At 64.5% G+C, this 19529-nt stretch carries 10 protein-coding genes and 1 pseudogene; 6 read left to right on the plus strand and 5 right to left on the minus strand.

Annotated elements, in window-relative coordinates; all coding sequences use genetic code 11:
• The first annotated feature begins 43 nt into the window (after nucleotides 1-43).
• Complete coding sequence (locus LX88_RS31440; protein ID WP_258951390.1) at nucleotides 44-3031, plus strand: AfsR/SARP family transcriptional regulator; 2988 nt, start codon at nucleotides 44-46, stop codon at nucleotides 3029-3031.
• Between the two features lie 312 nt (nucleotides 3032-3343).
• On the opposite strand, the pseudogene LX88_RS31445 reads toward LX88_RS31440, so the two are convergent.
• A pseudogene (locus tag LX88_RS31445) lies at nucleotides 3344-4517 on the minus strand (IS3 family transposase).
• Nucleotides 4518-4603: 86 nt separating this feature from the next.
• On the opposite strand from LX88_RS31445, the gene LX88_RS44430 reads away from it, so the two are divergent.
• A complete protein-coding gene (locus LX88_RS44430; protein ID WP_258951391.1) occupies nucleotides 4604-5473 on the plus strand; it encodes an integrase core domain-containing protein in 870 nt (289 codons plus the stop codon).
• Here LX88_RS44430 and LX88_RS31455 read toward each other — a convergent pair.
• Together LX88_RS31455 and LX88_RS31460 are read right to left on the minus strand one after the other, a co-directional pair.
• Nucleotides 5470-6278 (minus strand): IS5 family transposase gene (locus LX88_RS31455; protein WP_372511455.1). Its coding sequence is split into 2 segments (ribosomal slippage): nucleotides 5470-5945 and nucleotides 5945-6278, totalling 810 coding nucleotides; the frame shifts between segments, so codons are not numbered across the junction. The genes LX88_RS44430 and LX88_RS31455 overlap by 4 nt on opposite strands.
• Before the next feature lie 128 nt (nucleotides 6279-6406).
• Nucleotides 6407-6868, minus strand: a complete 462-nt coding sequence (locus tag LX88_RS31460; protein WP_258951393.1) for a hypothetical protein — start codon at nucleotides 6866-6868, stop codon at nucleotides 6407-6409.
• A gap of 95 nt (nucleotides 6869-6963) precedes the next feature.
• Between LX88_RS31460 and LX88_RS31465 the strand changes: the two genes are divergently transcribed.
• The gene (locus tag LX88_RS31465; protein WP_258951394.1) at nucleotides 6964-7704 is read left to right on the plus strand and encodes a helix-turn-helix transcriptional regulator; all 741 of its coding nucleotides are present in this window, start codon (nucleotides 6964-6966) and stop codon (nucleotides 7702-7704) included.
• 27 nt (nucleotides 7705-7731) lie between these two features.
• On the opposite strand, the gene LX88_RS31470 is transcribed toward LX88_RS31465, so the two are convergent.
• Nucleotides 7732-8028 carry a hypothetical protein gene (locus tag LX88_RS31470; RefSeq protein WP_258951395.1) on the minus strand — a complete coding sequence of 99 codons (297 nt, stop codon included), beginning with the start codon at nucleotides 8026-8028 and terminating at the stop codon, nucleotides 7732-7734.
• A gap of 10 nt (nucleotides 8029-8038) precedes the next feature.
• Here LX88_RS31470 and LX88_RS31475 point away from each other — a divergent pair, with 10 nt between their 5' ends.
• Nucleotides 8039-9109, plus strand: a complete 1071-nt coding sequence (locus LX88_RS31475) for an integrase core domain-containing protein (protein WP_258951396.1) — start codon at nucleotides 8039-8041, stop codon at nucleotides 9107-9109.
• Nucleotides 9110-10102: 993 nt separating this feature from the next.
• The gene (locus tag LX88_RS31480) at nucleotides 10103-10240 is read left to right on the plus strand and encodes a hypothetical protein (RefSeq protein WP_258951397.1); all 138 of its coding nucleotides are present in this window, start codon (nucleotides 10103-10105) and stop codon (nucleotides 10238-10240) included.
• 2303 nt (nucleotides 10241-12543) lie between these two features.
• Here the strand turns inward: LX88_RS31480 and LX88_RS31485 are convergent.
• Nucleotides 12544-13794 carry an NACHT domain-containing protein gene (locus LX88_RS31485; protein ID WP_258951398.1) on the minus strand — a complete coding sequence of 417 codons (1251 nt, stop codon included), beginning with the start codon at nucleotides 13792-13794 and terminating at the stop codon, nucleotides 12544-12546.
• A gap of 528 nt (nucleotides 13795-14322) precedes the next feature.
• Here LX88_RS31485 and LX88_RS31490 point away from each other — a divergent pair.
• Complete coding sequence (locus LX88_RS31490; RefSeq protein ID WP_258951399.1) at nucleotides 14323-19425, plus strand: NACHT domain-containing protein; 5103 nt, start codon at nucleotides 14323-14325, stop codon at nucleotides 19423-19425.
• Nucleotides 19426-19529: the final 104 nt, after the last annotated feature.

Genomic DNA, 19529 nt, shown 5'->3' on the forward strand with positions numbered 1-19529 from the left:
GTTAAGCCGGTGGTGCTGGTTTGCCGAGCACGGGGGACACCGGGTGTTGCGCCTGCTGGGAGAAGTGCGCGCGGAGGCCGATGGGCAGCCGCTGGACCTGGGCACGCCCAGGCAGCGCTGCGTGCTGGTGGCGCTCGCTGTCGACACCGGGAGGACCGTTCCGGCGGACTGCCTGGTCGAACGGGTCTGGGGCCTGGACGCGGCACCACGGGCTCGGGCGACGTTGCACAGCTACGTCTCCCGGCTGCGGCGGGCGTTGGACGGGCTGGAAGGAGTCTCGATCGTGCGACGGTCGGGCAGTTACGTGTTGCTCGTCGACGCGCCGGAGCCGCTGCTCGACCTGCAGCGGTTTCGCGATCTGCGTGCTCAGGCACGGGGTGACGATTCGGCGGCCGTGCGCTCGTTGACCGACGCACTGGCGTTGTGGCGTGGGGAGGCCCTCACCGGTGTCGACGGTGAGTGGGTGCGAGCCGAACGGGAGCGGTTGGAGCAGGAGCGCCTCACCGTCGAACACGAGCTGGTCGACGCTCGGTTGCGCGCCGGGGAGGGCCAGGAACTGGTGGGCGAGCTGTCGGCGCGGGCCGCAAGGCACCCGCTGAACGAGCGTGTCGCAGGCCAGTACCTGCTGGCCCTGTACCGGGCCGGTCGCACCACCGACGCCCTGGACCACTACCGCCACGTCAGGGGGCAGCTCGTCGAGGAACTGGGTGTCGAGCCAGGTGCCGCGCTGCAGGAGCTGCACCGGCAGGTCTTAGCCGCTGATCCCCGGCTCGTCGCGGCAGTTGCGGAGTCCGCCGCACGGGCCGCCGCTCACCCGGTGCACGCGCTGCCGCACGACGTGGAGGACTTCACCGGGCGCGACGACGAGCTCCTGCGGTTGTTCGACGCCACCGCTTCCGTGAGCAGCTCGACGGTGATCGTGGCGATCGACGGCATGGCGGGTGTGGGCAAGACCGCTCTCGCCGTGCACACGGCCCACCACCTGGCAGACCGCTACCCGGACGTGCAGCTGTTCATCGACCTGCACGCCCACACCGCCGACCTGCGACCGACGGATTCCGCCGCGGCGCTGGCCGTGCTGTTGCGCTCCATCGGGGTGGCGGGCGAACGTGTCCCAGACGGGCTGGAGGAACGCGCCGTGTTGTGGCGTGCCGAGCTTGCGGGCCGCAAAGCCTTGCTGGTGCTGGACAACGCGGCCAGCGCGGCGCAGGTGCGCCCCCTGCTACCCGGCACCGCTGACTGCCTCGCACTCGTCACCAGCAGACGCAGGCTCACCGATCTCGACTCGGCCAGAACCGTGTCGCTGGACGTGCTGCCGCAGCGCCAGGCCGTCGAGCTGTTCACGAGGGTCCTCGGGTACGAACCAGCCGAACGCGAGCCGGTGGCGGACGTCGCCGCTCTGTGCGGCCATCTCCCGCTGGCTCTCCGGATCGCGGCGGCCCGGCTGCGCTCACGTTCCGTGTGGACGGTCGAGCACCTGGCGGAACGCCTGCGTGACAGCGGGCAACGGCTGAACGAACTGGTGACGGGCGACCGCAGCGTGGCCGCCGCGTTGCACCTGTCCTATCTGCACCTCGACGCTACCCGGCAGCGCCTGTTCCGGTTGCTGGGCCTGCATCCCGGCGCCGACCTCGACGCGCACGCAGCCGCCGCTCTCGCCGACGCGGATCCGGTGGAGACCGAACGGCTGCTGGAGGAACTGGTCGACCTGCACCTGCTGCACCAGTCCGAAGCCGGCAGGTACCGGATGCATGACCTGCTGCGCGCGTTCGCCTCGGAACTGGCCGCCACCACCGAGAGTCCGTCGTGCCGGCGCGAGTCCCTGACCCGGCTCCAGGACTGCTACCTTGCCACGGCCGCGCGGGCGATGGATGTCGTCGCGCCCGGAGCCGAACGCACGAACGTCCGGGCCGAGGCGCGGTCCCCGGTCCTGTCCACCTACGCGCAGGCCATGGTCTGGCTGCAAGGCGAACGCGCGAACCTGGTGGTGACGGCGACCTCGACCGAGGGTGCCCACTCAAGTGAACTGTCCACGATCCTGTTGCGGTACCTCGATCTGCGCGGCTACCACGATGACGCGCTCGTGTTGCACAGTCACGCCCACGCCGTCGCGCGAGGTCGCGGAGACGTCGTCGCGGAATGTCAGGCGCTGGGCAACCTCGCCACCGCCCACGAACGCCTGGGTCGCTACGTCGAGGCCGAAGCGCACCACCGGAAGGCACTGGAGCTCGCGAGGTCCGTCGGCGAGATCGCGCTGGAAGGACGAACACACAACAACCTCGGCAACGTGTACCTGGCTGTCGCCGACCACCGGAACGCACTCGTGCACTACCAGCAGGCGCTTGACATCGCCGCGCGCACTGGAAACCGCCTTGGCCACTGCCGCTCAGCCAACAACCTCGGCATCGTATGCGAACGGCTGGGCCACTACGACGAGGCGTTCGCTCACCACAACAGCGCCTTGGCCCTCGCGCAGGAGATAGATGATGTGGCCGGGCGGGGTTATGCCCTGCATAGCCTGGGTTTCGTCCTCCGGCGGCTCGGCAGGCACCGCGAAGCGCTTGCCCGTCTCCAGCAGGCGCTCACCATCGCCGTGGACACGGGAAACCGGAGCCTGGAGGGCTACACGGCGCTGGGACTAGGGCTGGTGCAGGCGGATCAGGGCCGGTTCGCGGAGTCCGCGACCAACCTCCGTACTGCGCTCACCGTCGGGCTCGACAGCGGAAACCGAGGTCTGCAGGCCGAAGCTCTCAACGGGCTCGGCGAGTCGGTCCGGCTCAGTGGCGATCCGGTGCGCGCACTCGCCCACCACCGGGAGGCACTGAGGCTGGCCGAGGAGACGGGTGATCGCTACCAGCAGGCCTGCGGGCACGACGGTCTCGCGCACGGATACCGCATGGTCAACCAGGCGGTGCGTGCTCGCCAGCACTGGAGCAGCGCCCTGGCGCTGTACGTCGAGACCGCGGTACCGGAGGCGGGCGCCGTCCGCCTTCAGCTGTCCACTTTGGATGAACGATCCGCTCACCTTTAGGAGTTCTTCGATGAGGTTCGTATCAGTTCTGGTTGCGGCCGTGGTGCTGCTTCTCGCTCCTGCTCCGGCAGCGCATGCGTGTTGCGGGCCAGGGCCGGGAAGTCAGATCTACTCGTGCGGCAACCTGTTCGACCGCTTCTGCGGGTTTTAAGCAACGCTCACAAGAACCCTCCTACTCACAGGAGCCGAACTTGATGAAACTGCTCTCCGCCGTTGTCGCGGTCACAGCTCTGCTGGGACTCTCGTGTGCCTGGGTCTGCTGCACGGGTAGGTGACTGACCTGCCCTATCGGAAGGGTTCCAGTCGTTGTGGCTAACTGGCAGCGGTGATGGTGTCGTGGTCAGAGCGTAGTTCGTACTCGATTGAGGTGAGGTAGCCGAGGGCGGAGTGCCGTCGGCGGCGGTTGTGGAAGATTTCGATGTAGTCGAAGATCGCGTTGGCCGGCTCCACGCGGGTCTTCCATTTCTGGCGGTTCAGTAGCTCGATCTGCATCGATGACAAGAAGGATTCCATCATCGCGTTGTCGAGGCCGTCGCCGACTGTTCCGAAGGATGGCAGGAGGCCGGCTGAGCGGATCTTGTCGCCGAAGACCCATGAGGTGAACTGCTTGAGTTCAACCGGTCGGTGTGGACCACGCAGCCGGCGACGTCGTCACGTCTCGCGATGGCGTTGGTGAGCGCGGTGACGGCGAGGCGGGACTTCATCCGGGAGTCGATGGAGTAGCCCACGATCCGGTTGGAGCAGACGTCCTTGACCGCGCACAGATACAGCTTTCCTTCTGTGGTGCGGTGTTCGGTGATATCGGCCAGCCACAACAGGTTCGGCGCCGCGGCGGTGAAGTCGCGGCGCACCAGGTCATCGTGCACCGGCGGGCCGGCCTTCTTGCCGTTGCGGCCGCGTTTCTTGCCGAACGCGCTCCACCAGCTCATGGACGAGCAGATCCGCCACGCTGTCCGGTCCGCCAGGGGCAGGCCGGCGTCGCGGGCTTCGTCGGCGAGGAACCGGTAGCCGAACTCCGGATCGTCGCGGTGCGCGTCGAACAACGCGTCCGCCCGGTATGCCTCCGCGAGTTCCGCCTGGACGACCGGGCGGGCACGCCACCGGTAGTACGGCTGTCGAGCGATGTTCAAGACCCGGCACGCCACCGCGACGGGAATCCCGTCCGCGGCCAGCTCGTTCAGGAGCGGGTAGAGCCTTCTCCCGGCAGATTCGCCTGCGACAGATACGCCGTCGCCCGGCGCAGGACCTCGTTCTCCTGTTCCAGCAGCTTGATCCGCTTACGCGCCTCGCGCAGCTCGGCCGAGTCGTTCCTGCTCACGCCTGGTTTGGCGCCCTCGTCGACCTCGGCCTGGCGCAGCCACTTGAACAACGTCATCGGGTGCACTCCGAAGTCTTTCGCGATCTGCTCGACCGTCACACCGGGCTCGCGGTCACGAGCGACCCGCACGACATCGTCGCGGAACTCCTGGGGGTAGGGCTTGGGCACAGCGACATCCTCCCAGGCCAGCCTCACGGCTAGCCAACTCAGATGTCACCTAACGGTGCAGCAGAGCCTTGCGCCGACTCCGGCTCGTGGTGAACCCGGATACGGTGCTGGGGTGGCATCGCGACTTGATCAAGCGCCGCCATGCTCGTATGAGCGTGAACCGAGGGCCTGGACGTCCGCGCACTGTTGCTTCAATCCGCCGTCTCATCCTGCGTCTGGCAACCGAGAACCCCTCGTGGGGATATCGACGCATCCACGGCGAACTCGCACTCCTGTGCATCGCGATCGCCGCCTCCACGGTATGGGAGATCCTCAAGACTGTCGGCGTCGATCCGGCCCCGCGCCGGACAACCATTACCTGGGCCGACTTCCTGCGCTCGCAGGCAGAGGCGATCCTGGCGATGGACTTCATCGAGACGGTCACGCTGACTGGGCAGCGCCAGTACATTCTCGCGGCCATCCACCACGCCAGCCGGCGTGTGTGGATAGTCGGTACCACCGCACACTCAACCCACGCATGGGTCATCCAGGCCATCCGCAACCTGCTCATGGTCCTGGAAGAAACCGGACCCCTCGTTCGGATCAAGTTCCTCATTCGTGACCAGGATGCCACGTACCCCGCGTTGATCGACAAATTCCTGAGCGCAACGGGAATCGTTACGGTGCTGACTGGTGTACCGGTGCCCCGCATAAATTCCGCCATCGAACGCTGGGTGAAGACACTTCGCGTTGAACTGCTGGACCGCACGCTGATCTGGAATCAAACCCACCTACGACACGCGCTGCGCGAGTACGAGCGACACTACAACGAGCACCGCACTCACCGATCACTCGCCGCCGCGGCACCCTTGGGTGTCCGGCCCCAGCCTCTCGAACCCGATCAGATCGAACGCTTCGGGGTAGATCGGCAGGACCGTCTCGGCGGAGTCAACCACGAGTATCGCCACGCGGCTTAGAACTCCCAACTCAATGAGAGGTTGCGGAGTCGGCGCCAGCAGATGATGGCGCAGGCCAGGCTGAGGAAGGCTTCGTGGATGTCGTCGCGGATCTCCCAGCGGATCCGCAGGCGGCGGAACCAGTGCAGCAGCGCGAAGGTCTGCTCGACCACCCAGCGGTGCACGCCCAGACCGGAGCCGTGTTCGCTGCCTCGGCGAACGATCAGCGGCGTGATGCCCTTGGCGCGCACCAGCACGCGGTACTTGTCGTGGTCGTAGCCGCGGTCGGCGTACAGCTTCTCAGGCCGGAACCGCGGGCGGCCGCGCTTGCCTCGCACCGACGGGATCTGGTCGATCAGCGGCATCAACTGGGTGACATCGTTGCGGTTCCCGCCGGTGAGCGAGACGGCCAGCGGGATGCCGTGTCCTTCGGTGATCAGGTGGTGTTTCGAGCCCGTTCTGGCGTGGTCGACCGGGCTCGCACCCGTTTTGGGCCGCCTTTGAGGGCGCGGACGTGCGAGCCGTCGATCACCGCCCGCGACCAGTCCAGCTCGTCCGCGGCGTTGAGTTCGGCGAGCAGGTTCTCGTGCAGCCGCTGCCAGACGCCGGCCTGGTGCCAGTCCCGCAGCCGACGCCACGCGGTCATGCCGGAGCCGAAGCCGAGTTCCTGGGGCAGGAACTCCCACGGGATGCCGGTGTAGAGCACGAAGAAGATGCCGCACAACACCTTGCGGTCATCCAGCCGATTGCGACCCGGATGATCCGCACGACGCGGCACCACCGGGAGCAGCGGCTCGATCCGCGACCACAACTCGTCGGACACGATCCAGGGAAGCTGATCACCCTTCCTCACGCCATGGTCAACACGCCGATGATCAACCGTATTCCAAGATCATTCTGTTAGGACTTCTAGGGTGAATCTGGAACGGCAGCACAGCGATCATACGTCCTATTCTACGTGCACACTGACACGTCGGCGATGAACGCACCGGAGCCGTTGCCGGGGTGGTCGTCGTTCGTTCGAAGAATGACGAATCCTGGGTTGGGCTGGTTGTTGACGAACGATGTGTCGTAGCCCGCATAGCGATAGATCGTCGGCGAGTAGTTGTTGCTGATTCTGGTGATGAGGCTGAATACCGGTCGGTCGGGCAGCGGGAAGCTCCACGGTGCAAGGTCGACCCATCCGGGCGGCCCGTTCGTTCCGGTGAACGCGACACCAGCCCAGATGCGGCTCTGCTGGTTCGGCTTGATCGTCACAATGCTGCCGGTCGGAGCCCACAGAGACGGCACACCAGACGACTTCTCCGGGACGAAGACGCCATGCTCGGTCTGGCAGTACGCCGCCGACGCCGGGACGACGGTAAGGAGCGATGCCGCGAACGAGGCGGTGATAGTAAGTACGACTGTCCGAATCATAGTTGTCCTCCTTTGGATCAACGCAATCGTCGCGATGGAGGAGCTGCCGAGTAAATACGGACATTTGCGTACCGGGTGTGTCGTACGCTGGTTCTATGGAGGACAGGCTGGGGTACTGGCTGGACGTCGTCCGAGACCTGCTTGCGGAACCGTTGACGGAGCTGCCGCTCCCGATGATTTTGAACGAGCTGGTGGCGACTTTCGGCGCTCAAGGTGGATCTTGGGTAGATCGGCACGCGAGCGGACACATCAACTACCAGCTGCTTGCGGGGATGAGGGTCGATCAAGAGACTGTCGCTTGGATGCGATCACGTCTTGATCAACATCCGCTGTTGTGTTGGTTTTCGGTGACCGGTGATCCTTCCGCGCAGACGATCGCACGGGTGCCGGGTCCCTTGATCGATCCCCGCTACGCGGAATGGGCCGGCGTCATAGGCGGCCTCGACGTCGAGCACCAGATGGCCATTCCGTTGACACTGCAGGGTGTGCGTCACCGGGCGTTCGTCATCGTCACCGGCGGAGAGGACTTCACCGAGCGGGATGTGCTGCTGGCTCGACGCCTGCAGGCACTTTTGATCGGTTTGGATCGGCAGGCCGGTGCGCTTGCCAGGTGGATGCCGCGCAAGCCGTGTGGTGAGGCAGGTCTGACCGCCCGTGAACTGGCTGTACTGAGCCTCATGGCCAACGGTCTGACTGCCCAGGCTGCAGCACGCAGGTTGCTGATCTCGCCTCGCACGGTGCAGAAGCATGTGGAGCACATCTACGCGAAACTGAGGGTGTCGGATCGGGTATCAGCGGTGTGCAGGGCTCAGTCGCTTGGCCTGGTGGGCCGTTAGGGCATACTGAGATTTGATGTGAGTTGATCAGCAGTTCAACTCCAGGTCACGCATGTGATGACGGTAGTCCTCAGATGGCGTCCTGCTCGGAATGCTGAAGTGGTACCAGTCGGACCGGCCTCCGGTGAAGCCGTCCACGAACACCGCGTAGCCGCCCACGTCGATGCCGAACTTGTGCTCGAAGCGGTCGTCACCCAGTGGTCCGGCGACACCGCACCACTGTGCCATCGCAACCACGTGTTCGTCACCGAACTCTGTGGGGTGCCAGAACTCCGTACACATGCGTTGAGCTGCGGTGGTCGGGTCCTGTTGTTCGGTCGGCATGATCGTAAGCGTGGCGCTGCGACTGCTGTACCTCATCTTTGTCAAGCTAAGTGGCTGGCTGGTCCTGCTCTGCCGGTCTTCGGCGGCGAAGGACGTCGAGTTGTTGGTGTTGCGGCATGAGGTCGCGGTGTTGCGCCGTACTCATGGTCGTCCGCAGTTGGATTGGGCTGACCGCGCTGTGCTGGCCGCGTTGGTGCGGCGACTTCCTCGCTGCCTACGGGAGCATCGGTTGGTGTCTCCGGGCACGGTGTTGCGGTGGCATCGGCGCCTGGTCGCCAAGAAGTGGACCTACCCGAATCAGAGTGGCCGCCCGCGGGTCGACGAGGCGGTGGTGGCTTTGATCGAGCGTATGGCGCGGGAGAACACGGGCTGGGGTTACCGCCGGATCCACGGTGAACTGCTCAAGCTCGGCCACCGGACCGCCGTCACGACTGTTCGTCGTGTGCTGAAGCGACTTCGGATTCCGCCCTCGCCGACTCGGGACACCGACATGTCGTGGCGGCGGTTTCTGCGTGCTCAGGCGGCGAGCATGCTGGCGTGCGACTTCTTCCACGTCGACTGCGTCGTCACGCTGAAACGGGTGTACGTGTTCTTCGTGATGGAGGTCGGCACCCGCTACGTCCACATACTCGGGACCACCACCAACCCTGATGGTCTGTGGACCACGCAGCAAGCTCGCAACTTCCTCATGGAGCTGGACGACCGGGCCAACGAGTTTCGATTTCTGGTCCGTGACCGGGCCGGCCAGTTCACGGTGTCGTTCGACTCGGTTCTTGCTGACGCCGGTATCGACGTCGTGAAGATCCCACCGCGGTGTCCACGAGCCAACTGTTACGCGGAACGGTTTGTCGGCACTGTCAGACGCGAGCTCACCGACCGGCTGCTCATCATCAACGAGCGTCACCTCAACTCAGTGCTGAACCGCTACGTCTCTCACTACAACCACCGGCGACCACACCGAGCGCGACACCACACTCCACCACGACCCGATCACCCGATCGGAGACCCAGGCTGTAGATCTGTACGTCGTCGGCGAGTGCTCGGCGGCTTGATCAACGAGTACGAACCTGCAGCGGCTTGATCCGCAGGTCAAGCCGCTGAGCCATGTTTCGGCACCCCACAGGGCGTCCAGCCGTGCGCGCAGGTCACGTTCGGCGGTGCGTTGCCGGCGCATGGCCAGGTACAGCGCGATGAGGGCGCCGCCACCGGCGACGATGCTCAACGCGATCTTAACGGCGTCGAGCATCGCCGTCACGTAATCCTTGCCCTGGATGGCGGCGCTCTGGTCGGCCTTGACCGACGCGACTCGCGCGAGCCAGCCGAACGTGAACCACAGCGCGCCGCCGGCGACCATCATCAGCGCTGCCAGTTCCACCAGGAGCCCGAGCCAGGGGAACCGGTCGCCGGATACGGGCTGGCGCCGAGCCCCCAGGGCTCGGCGCCAGCGTGAACCAGGCCTGGATCCAGTGATGGTCATGTTCCTAGTTCGTCAGAAGATCGCTTCGTGCAACACCGTCCGATGGTGTGACGGCACCATCGGACGGTCGGCAGGTCAGCCGGGCATCTCGTCCAGGTACGCCTGCGCCTGCGACGTGAACAGGTCGGCGTAACCGGCCTTGGCCACCATCGGCGACTTTCCCGTCGGACGCACCGGCACCACCGATGCATTCCTGGGCAACCCGCGCGTGCCCGTCGGAGAGAAGAAGCGACTGGAAGTCGAGCACGTCCGCGGACTCGAAGTGGCGTAGAAACGCAAAACAGGTGCTCAAGTGGACTTGAGCACCTGCCACGTGAATGTGGCAAATCTGCCACATTTTGGTGTCCGAGGCCGGAGCGGACCACTACGCGCACGCGCTCTATCAGCGGTTTTTGCTGAAGCTCGTCGGCTGACAGCTCTGCGCGCACGCATCAGATCCACTGTGGTGCGCGAGCCGTAGCTGTGCGGTTCAAAGGGGGACTTGACCCCCCACATGTAGCAAGCGTGCGCAGCTCGTGTGTTCATGAGCTATTGGATAGCTCGAAACTAGTATAGAGGGCCAGTCGGCACGATTCAATCTCTCGTCACTAGGTTCTGTTGACTGGATCCAAGAACTTTCGCGGCGAGCTGTTCGACGGCACGCTGATGTGGAATCAGGCACCTCTCCGGCAGGCGCTGAGTGACCGCGAGCGGCACTACAACGAGCACCGCACCACCGATCACGCTTTGGCGTGACACTCCTGTTGGTCCGGCCTCAGCCTGTCGAACCCGCTCAGGTCGAACGCCTCGCCGTAGATCGGCAAGACCGACTCGGCGGAGTCATCCACGAGTATGGCCAAGCTGCTTAACCTGCATGGACGTAGTTTCCGGCACGCGCAGGGTTGATCAACGAGTATGAACCCGCAGAGGCGTGATCCGCAGGTCATACTGCTGGGCCGTGTTCCTCAAAAGACCGCGACCTCGGCCGAGTCCCGCTGGCCATGAGGACCAGCGACTAAAGCTCAACAGCCACCAGGGGTCCGCGTTCATCCGTCGCCTGGGGTCAAAATTCGCGGCAAGGTTACGAGTGAGGTCGCTGTCGCCTGTGGTGCTGTGCCAGTCGGCTGCCTGCAAATCTGGGCAGGACAAGGCTCTCGGCAAGAACTCCATCCCAAGTATGGCACCAGCAGGGATCAACCTGCTCGGGCCGGTTGTTCGGCATCAATCCTTGTCCGACAGGCGGGCCAGTTCGTCGAGCGTGTCCTCGCGCACCTCGACGGTGCGCAGCAGAGTCCACGGGCGTAGCAGCCGACAGTCCAAGAGCCAATGAGTGGGCACCTGTTGGTCGGCAAGGCTGGGGCAGGCTTGCCGGAGACTGAGGTTGCGCTCCTCTGTCGCACGGATCTGTGCGCGTTCGATCTCTCCGACCAAGTTCTCGATTGCCTGCTTCGCATCCGGCTCGCGAGCGATGCGCTGCGTGCCGAGCCGGGCGATCACCGTGTCGAAGGCTGATGGGCTTCTCAGTCGGGCGACAAGAGCCAGGGTGTCTTCTCCGGTTCGTGCATTGGTCGTTGCTGTGCGCAACGGATAGCTGCTCATCAGAAACCGGATGAGGAGGAAGGACGCCGAGCTCAGTGCCATCAAGATCAGTGCTGCCAGAGGAACGTACTTTGCCAGCAGCAGCAACGAAATAGACGCGGTGGCAACGATCAGCAGCGCTGCCAGGACGTAGCCGATCTTGCGCCAGGAGGGGCGAAGCATCAGTCCGATTGTCGTCAACAGCTGCAGACAGGCTGCCCTGCCTCCCCATTTGATCAACTCGGAGTACCGTTGACGCAGCCAGTTCGGCAGTCGTGATCCACCGAGGACCAGCATCACGGCCGGCAGCAGTGGCCACCACGCAATCCTGCTGCCAGCGCCGTTCTTCACCGACCAGATGACTGCCGCAGGCCAGAGCCCTCCATACGCCGTGATTGCTGCGACGGTTGCCAGCGATCCCGCTGCGGTTTTGAACAACAAGTAGCCGACCGATATGAAGCAGAAGGCAGTGTGCACCGCCAAGGCCACGGCTATCGCGCAGCCTCTCAGGACTCTGTACTCGATCAACGTACTGCGGGACATCGAGTCGTTGAGGCGACCGCCTCCACGCCGAAGGGCGGCTTGCGAGAACATCGTGGAAATGATCAGGACCGCGACCATCACGAAAATGATGCTTGCGATGTAGCCGCCCACAGCTTGAGTGGACGTAGGCCCGAGATCGAAGATCACTGAGGCTGACAGCGCAAGAAATCCGCCGATGGAGAAGACGATGGCGATGGGCTGGGCGATGCTCAGGAGGGTGAGCAGGGCAAGGAAATCCGATGACTGGGCGAGGCGTTTGATCTGAGCCACTGTGGAGGCTCGTTTACGGTACAGGTCGGTCGATGCCGCGAGGCCGAGCAGAGCCGTCCGGATCTGGGCACGCAGCTGGGGACTGAGGCTGGGAAGGAAGCCCGCGCTGCGGAAGGCTCCCTCGCGAAGCAGCTCGTTGCGCGACCGGAAGGCCTCGGTGAGGAGCTTCTCGGCAACAGTCGGGCTGGCGAGCAAAACGAAGTTCAGCGCCCGCCGCTTGTCGAGTCTGCTCCCGGCTTCCCATGCGCGGATGATGATGCGGTCGACGTACTCCCGCAAGAGTTCAGAGACGGTGTCTACACGGCTCTCGAGCCCGGTCGAGAGGATGCTCAGGAGATGCAAACATCCATCGGGCCAGTGGAATTCTTCCGCCTCAACCTGGCGAGTGTAGGCCGACAACCGCGAAAGCGCCTCGTTGATCAGCGGAGCGGTGTCGTGCTGTTCCTGGATCTGGAGCAGACTGACCGCGGTTTCGCGCCACTGATCGTTATCCAACAGCGATGTGACTGGCACTCGGCGTCTTTCTCGGATCACCACGCAGGTTGCGAAGTACTCCTGGAAGCGCCGGTGCACGAACGAAAACGTGGCTTTGCCTGCCGTGTTCATGTCGACGCGGCCGAGCTTCGTGTACTCCAACGCGTCAAGGACGGTGTCGAGCCAACGTGGTGTCAGCGTATCGAGCCCACAGGCGGAGTCCAACAGCATGGCCCGTGTGGGCGTGAGACCCATGCGTGGTACTGAGCCCATGAGGAAGGCGATCTCCTCGGCTCCAGCGCGAATGAAGACGATCTCGATGGCAAATCGGGCCTTGATGCGCTGCGCGTCTCGCTGGAGCCGGTGATCGAGGTAGTCCTCGAACACCGCGTGAGAGTTGGCGGGGAGTGCGTACTGCTCCGCATGTGCTCGCACAGCAGACCGAGGAACATCGGATTGCCTGCGAACGTCGCGATGTCGTGCGACGCCGTCGCCAGGCCGGATCGCAGCGCGCGGTCGACGGGCCGGTCGAGATCTGCCCGCCGGATCAGCTTGTGCTGTTGTCGCTGGGAGAGTCGGAGAATCCTGAACCGGGTGAACTGAGCAAGGTCTGGGCTGGTGAAATCCCGCGAGGCGACGATCCCGCGGCAACGGGTGAAGGGCCCGAGGAAGTCCGCGATGGCTTGGGCGTATAGCGGCGCGACTCGTCGTGTGTCCTCAGCGGACAGGAGGTCGGGGATCTCGTCGAAGGAGTCGAACAGGAACAGCCAGGTGCCTTCGTCGAGCCCGCGATCGAACTCGTTGTCCAGCAGCTCTTGAACGTCGCGGCTGTTGGCCTCGTTGAGACTAGCCAGCACAAAAGACTTGATCTTGTCCTCGCGCACCTCGTCAGGCCGGACGTCGAGCTGTTTGAGGTTAATGTAGAGCGGAATGACCGCCCGTACGTTTCTGCTCTTCGCGGCCTGCTTGGCCAGCACTCGAGCGAGGTGCCGCAGCGCGATGCTCTTGCCGGCTCCGGGCTCGCCTTCCAGCAGAACCAGCGGCATGCTGCTGCGGCCAAGCGCTTGGGAGAGCGACCGGACGCGACGAAGCGACGAGCGGCGGAACGGCAACACCTTGCGCATCCAGCGCCGACTCCACGTCTGCTCTATCTCCACCTCGGCTTCGAGCTCCGCGTACTTCTCATCTCGCCAATCCTCCTGAAGCTCCAGGTGGCGTAGTTGATTGTCGACGTGGAGGGCGAACATCTGACGCTTGCGGCGGCGGCGCCGTTCGGCGCTGAGCCGTCGTCCGGCGACCCACTTGACGAGATTCCAGAACTCGTAGAAGGCGGGCGTCACCGCTCGAATCGCGGTCACGACAATCCCGCCGAGGAGAAGCACGACGAAGATCTTCAGCAGTAGGCTGGTATCCGGGTTGGTGAGGTAGCCGACGTACTTCCGCACGTCTTCGATCGGATCGCTCTTTCCGCCTAGATCTTGGGCGTAGCCGACGGATCTCGCCATCTGCGGCCTCGCTGCGTTTGTCGTGGTACGAGCTGACAGGCGCTAGATCGCATGATCTCGCCGACCGCGTTACAGTCCTGATCACCTGGAATTGAACACCTTGGTCAGTCCTATCCGTAGTTGACACGTTCAAACGAACGATCGGACTTTCTGGACAGGTCCGAAATCCACGACACCTGGGTTGCTGGAGACCAGAAGCGGGGCAGGTGCCTGCCGCTTCGGCGGCGTTAGGCCCTGTTACAGGTAATCGAGGACGGCTGAGCTGCAGTGATCGGGTTCTGTCGTACTGACGGCATGATCGTGGGCGTGGCGCTGCGACTGCTCTGTTTCGTCTTTGTCCAGTTGGTGGCTGATTGGTTCGGCTCGGCCGGTCATCGGTGGCGAAGGATCGACCGCCGAAGACGCGAGCGACGTGAACGTCCTTGATTTGGCGCGAAATGGCCGGCCAGATCATGAGACCATCCGTCGATGGCGCACGAGGACCTCACCGCCAACTCCATGGGCGATGTCCATGGCATCGGCTTTCAGGCCGACACGATTCACGGTGACGTCCACGTCACCTACACCCCACTTGCAGCTTCATCCACAACCCAACCGCGGTGCACGCCACCGGCTGACTGGGGGGCGACCACAGACCTGCCGGCGGTGGTCCAGGACCTGCTATGGGCGCAGGAACAATGTGCCGACCTACTGCCGTACCAACTTCCCGGCGCCCGGAAACCGTCGCTCGGCACCGTCTACGTGCGACAGGATGTAGGCAGCGGCGTTGAGGACGCCCAGCCAGAACATCGACCCGCCCCGACGCTCGACGAACACGGCCAGCTCGTCGACATACCACCAACGCCTGTCGCGCGCGTTGCCGTCCGGCCGCCGTCCAAGCCGATGCGCGCCGCCCTCGACACTGACGACCACCTGGTGATCACTGGCGGTCCCGGCCAGGGCAAGTCGACCCTCACGCTCCGCCTCACCGCCGATATCGTCCGCCAATGGACCACCAAGTCGCCCGAGGACGCACCCCTGGCCGAACCCGTCCTCCCGCTCCGCATCCCCGCTCGCGTGCTCGCCGAACATCTCGGCCCTTCGTTCTCCCATTCTCTCGCCAACAGCGCCGCGGCCGAGTACGGCCACCTTCTCGCCGACCCCCTCGATCCCACTTTGTTCGCCAGCCACGTGGTCGGCTGCCGCTGGCTGCTCCTCATCGACGCTCTCGACGAGGTCGCGGACACTCACACCCGCGCCAAGATCGTCCATACGCTCTCCGCGTGGGCCAAGAAGTCCACCTACCGCGTTCTGCTCACCACCCGCCCGACCGAGAGTGGTGCCCTCGCCGCATTCCAGCGCGTCGCATGCCGCTACGAGCTCCAGCCTTTCGACGAGATCGCGCTGCACCTCTTCGCCACCCACTGGTTCGATGAGGAGGGCGAGGACTGCGCGAACCGCTTCCTTCAACAGATCCGTGAGGCCCACCTCTTCGAACTCGTCGAGGTCCCGCTCCTCGCGACGATCGCCGCGATCGTCTTCGAACAGCATGCGCGGGACCCGTTGCCCGGCAACCAGTACGAGCTCTACGAGGTCTACCTCGACCACATCAGGAAGCCTGACACAACACCCGTCGTATTCGAACGTCACCGCGTCCCCTTGATCGAATACCTCGGCCGCACCCGCCTCGAAACTGACACGTCTCTCACCGCAGCGGTCCACGCCTGGACACAAGAACACCCCGAGGTCGGCTCCGCCGACGACCTGATCGCCCATCTCAAGGCTTGCGGCCTCTTCGTCCAACGCGGCCGGGAGCTCACCTTCCTGCACCACAGCTTTGCCGAACATGTCGCGGCCACTGCGAAAGCCCGCGAACTGCCGCCGGAGTTCGATCCCCAGGAATCCGCCTTCGCCGACCTCCTTCACCAGGCACAACCCCTGGAAACCGGTCGTTTTGCACGGGCAGTCCTGCTGCACCACACCCGCCTGCATCCCGCCGAGGCCAACCGGTTGTTGCGGTGGTTGCACGACGGCAAGGCTGAACAGCACCTCCTCGCTGCTCGTCTGCTCGCCCAGCACATGCTGACAAGCGCATCCGTGCTCGACGAGTTCCTCACTGTGGTCAGGGGTTGGGCGGCTACCACCCAGTACCCGGCCCGGGCGATCCTGGGCCAAGCCAGCCGAGCATCCCAACATCCCGGTCTGGGGAGTTGGCTCGTCGAGCTGACACAGGATGAGCTGGCGCCGTTCGAGTCCCGCGCTGAAGCAGCGACAGCGCTGGCCGTGCGACTGCGTGACACTTACGCGAGCGAAGCGATCGCTTTGCTCAGGTCGGCGGTCGACAACGAGTCAGCTCCCGTGCAGCACCGGTTGATCGCGGCGGAAGCCCTGGCACACAGTGGCTCGAACGAGAGGGAGGCAGGGGAGCGCGGCTTGCGTTCCGTGTTGCGCGATTCGTTCGCCAGCGGCCACAGCTGTCGTACCGCGGGTGTCGTGCTAGCTGCATTCGGTGGCGCTGCTCGTGACTTCGCGTTGGCCGAGTTGAACCGGTTGCTGTCTGATGGGGACACGCCTGACCCTGACTTGGTGAACGTTGCAACCGCGCTGGTCGAAATCGGTGCGGAGTTTCACGAGCGCTGTGCTGACAGCTTCTTGGCTGTGGTGCGCGATCCGGTCCACAACACAGCTGGCAAGCGAGACGCCGCGCTTGGCTTGGTAGCTCTCGGCGAGCAGGAGGCGGCGGCTGAGGCGATCATGGAAGTTGGGTGTGACCGTCTGCGTACCGCCGGGCATCAGTCCTACGCACTAGGCACGCTGGCGCTGCTCGGCCCGCGAATGCGCGCAGCCGCAGGAGATATGCTGGTCGCAAGGCTCGATGCCTTTGACACGGCGTTTTTTGGCCAGAAGATGTACGTGTCGGCGCTTGTGCGGCTGGGTCATCGTGATCTCGCGATCGAACTCATGCGTCGGCTGCTCGCAGACCCCAGCACGTCCTGGCTGGACGTGGTGATGATGACCACCGCGCTAGGAGAGCTCGGCCCGGCGTTCCACGACGAAGCCGCTATCCATCTGCAACGTGCACACCGATATAGCCGAAACACCTACTACGAGTTCACCGCTCCGTTGCGTGAACTGGCCAATTTGGCGGAGCCACACCGAAGGAGGGCGACAGCACTCCTTCGGGGGGCGTTGACCGACCGCAGCCTGGACCCGCAGATCCGCTGTGAGGTCGCGAACGAGCTGATCAGGTGCGCGCCTCAATTCCACGCCGTGGCCGTCGAGCACCTGGTGTTGATCGCGTCCAGCGAGCATGCCCCAGACGTCCGGGCCATGGCTTGGGCAAAGTTACACCGGCTCGGACCTGCACTGGCCGAGCGGGCGCAGACAGAGCTTCTTGCGCTCGCACGCGACCATGAGGCGTTGTCGGAGCTTGGCATCGTGTTCGCGGCGGCCGGCGCGGCGGACCGGCGCAGCGCGGCTGAAGTGCTCACCACCCTTCTGAAGGACCCGCAGCGCAGTCTACGAACTCGGCTGAACGCGACACAGGGCCTGATCATGTTGGGCAAAGCGTTTCATCGAGTGGCGTTGGCGGGTGCGGTCGATCTTCTGCACGCCGGGCTCGTCAACGATCCCATGCGGTTAGCGCAGTACTTCACCTCCACTGGGCGCGGAGTCCGGGCTGACCTTGCCACGGTGCTCGGTGACCTGCTCCCGCGCCAAGGACTCAACCCGCAGAACCGCATGCGCGTGGTGAAGGCGATCGATGTTCTCGGGCACAAGGCGCCACTAGCAGTGGTGCGTGATCTGGCTTGCGACGAGTCGGTCGACCTTGACGTACGGGCGGAGGCTGCGGTGAAGGTGGCGAGCTACGATCCGGGGCAGCTCGACGTTGCCTCGGACGTGGTTTTTGCTGCCGCCCCAATGATGGCTTTTCAGCGGTGGAAGCAGCTGGCCGGATACCTCGCTCAGCTCGGAGTTGACGTGCATGCCCGATTGCGTCGGATCGCGGCGTCACCTGACGCAGGGCGCTACACGACCGTAGAAGCTGCGTTTTTCGTCGAAGTTGAGGCGCTCCGCGCCTGTTCGGAAGACCAGTACTCCGATTTCAAGTTCCGGCTATACGCCTACCGGCTGCGGGCGATCAGAGGCGACTATGCCTCGGAGAGCTATCTCACCGCGATCCTCAACGATCCTGACCAACCGATCGCCGACCGTTGCTCTGCCGTAGTCGAACTGGCTGAGCGAGACCTAACGATGCAGGACCAGGCGTCGGCGACGGTGTGGCGGTTCGTGGAGAGCTGGCATTTGCGCATCGCGGAGCGCGTTGATGCGATCAAGGCGCTCATCGGTCTAGTTCCGCAAGGGCCAAGGCTCGCTGGCCTGATCGTAGCTCTGGTACACCACCCGGAGCGAAGCGATAAAGCCGCCGCGTCGCTGGTTGTACACCTGCCCAGGGCGGAGCGGACGCTGGTCGAGCGGCTGTTGCTGGCCGATCAGTCGATCGCGGTCGAGCACCGCATGCCGAAGGTCGATCACTGGGGTGATGCCCCGCTGTGCACCGAGGCAGAAGCCACAGCGCGAGAAGTGCTCCGGTCTCCGGAGTACAGCGCGGTTGATCGTCGCGAGGCGTTGGTCGCTTTGGCAGGATACTCGCTTCCGCAGGCTACTGAAGCTCTCTCTCTGCTCGTGGCCCAGGGTTCCGCTGAGGACTTGAAGGAGGCGGCGAAGCTCGGAGCGTGGGAAGAAGTCCACGATCGTCTGCATACGATCGTGTCGGACGAAGATCGGCCGATCCGAGAGCGGCGTGCCGCCGCGCTGGTGATCGGCGAGATCGAGCATGAGCCCTCGGTGCGGGAATTCCTGCGCAACGATGTCCGAGCCTCGTGGCGAGATCGTGTGGACGAACTTAAGTTCGTCAAGGCTTTCGACGAGCTGCGCGCGATCCGCGACGACTCGACGTTGCCACCTCACTACCGCCGGCGAGCGGCGGTGTTCCTGCTCTACCGGTCGATCGACGATCGCGTGGCGAGCGCGAAGGTGTTCGCCTCGATCGCCACGGACACGTCCGCGCACCCCGCGCTGCGTTGGTGGGCGGCGGACGACCTCTCTGACCTTGGCGCCCGCGGTCGAGCCGAGGCGCTGCCACTTCTCAATGCGATGGTGAGGGACAAAAGCCTTCCTGTGATCGTGCGGTCGGACGTGGCGGATGCCATCGGCAAGAAGTGGCCCACCAAGCGCGAAGAGGTGCTCGAACTGCTGCGAGGACTGCTGCCGTTGGCGAAACCGTTGCAGCGCATCCAGGTGTTGCGTGACATCGGTGCCATTCGGGTACAGGAAGGCGTGGATGGCCTTAACGCGATGGCCGCAGACACAAACATGGGGCCGGTGGTGCGGTTATGGGCGGCAATACGGATGTTCGAGTTGTCGCGGGACATGAAGGAACGGGCCGCGGTGGTAGCGCGGGAGATCGCGTTCGATGACGCGATGCCAGCACACGTAAGGAGGCGGGCTGCGCAAAGGTTGGCGCGGTGGAGCGAGGTGTGCCGGGAGGATGCGCGGCAGTTGTTGTACACCTTGAGGTTGCCTTGCTGAGCCTATTGCGGGATCGCCCGAGCGAATTAGGTTCTCAAGGCGGCGACGCGAGGAAGTCGGGATGTTGGGAGCGTTGGTCCTGGTGGCGGTGCGTTGGCGCCTCC

Source organism: Lentzea californiensis (genome assembly GCF_024648825.1).
Classification (GTDB): Bacteria; Actinomycetota; Actinomycetes; order Mycobacteriales; family Pseudonocardiaceae; genus Lentzea; species Lentzea californiensis.

Coding starts and splice junctions, on each gene's coding strand:
- LX88_RS31465 (WP_258951394.1), top strand. CDS start 6,964: ATGGAGGACAGGCTGGGGTACTGGCTGGACGTCGTCCGAGACCTGCTT.
- LX88_RS31460 (WP_258951393.1), bottom strand. CDS start 6,868: ATGATTCGGACAGTCGTACTTACTATCACCGCCTCGTTCGCGGCATCG.
- LX88_RS31490 (WP_258951399.1), top strand. CDS start 14,323: ATGGCGCACGAGGACCTCACCGCCAACTCCATGGGCGATGTCCATGGC.
- LX88_RS31470 (WP_258951395.1), bottom strand. CDS start 8,028: ATGCCGACCGAACAACAGGACCCGACCACCGCAGCTCAACGCATGTGT.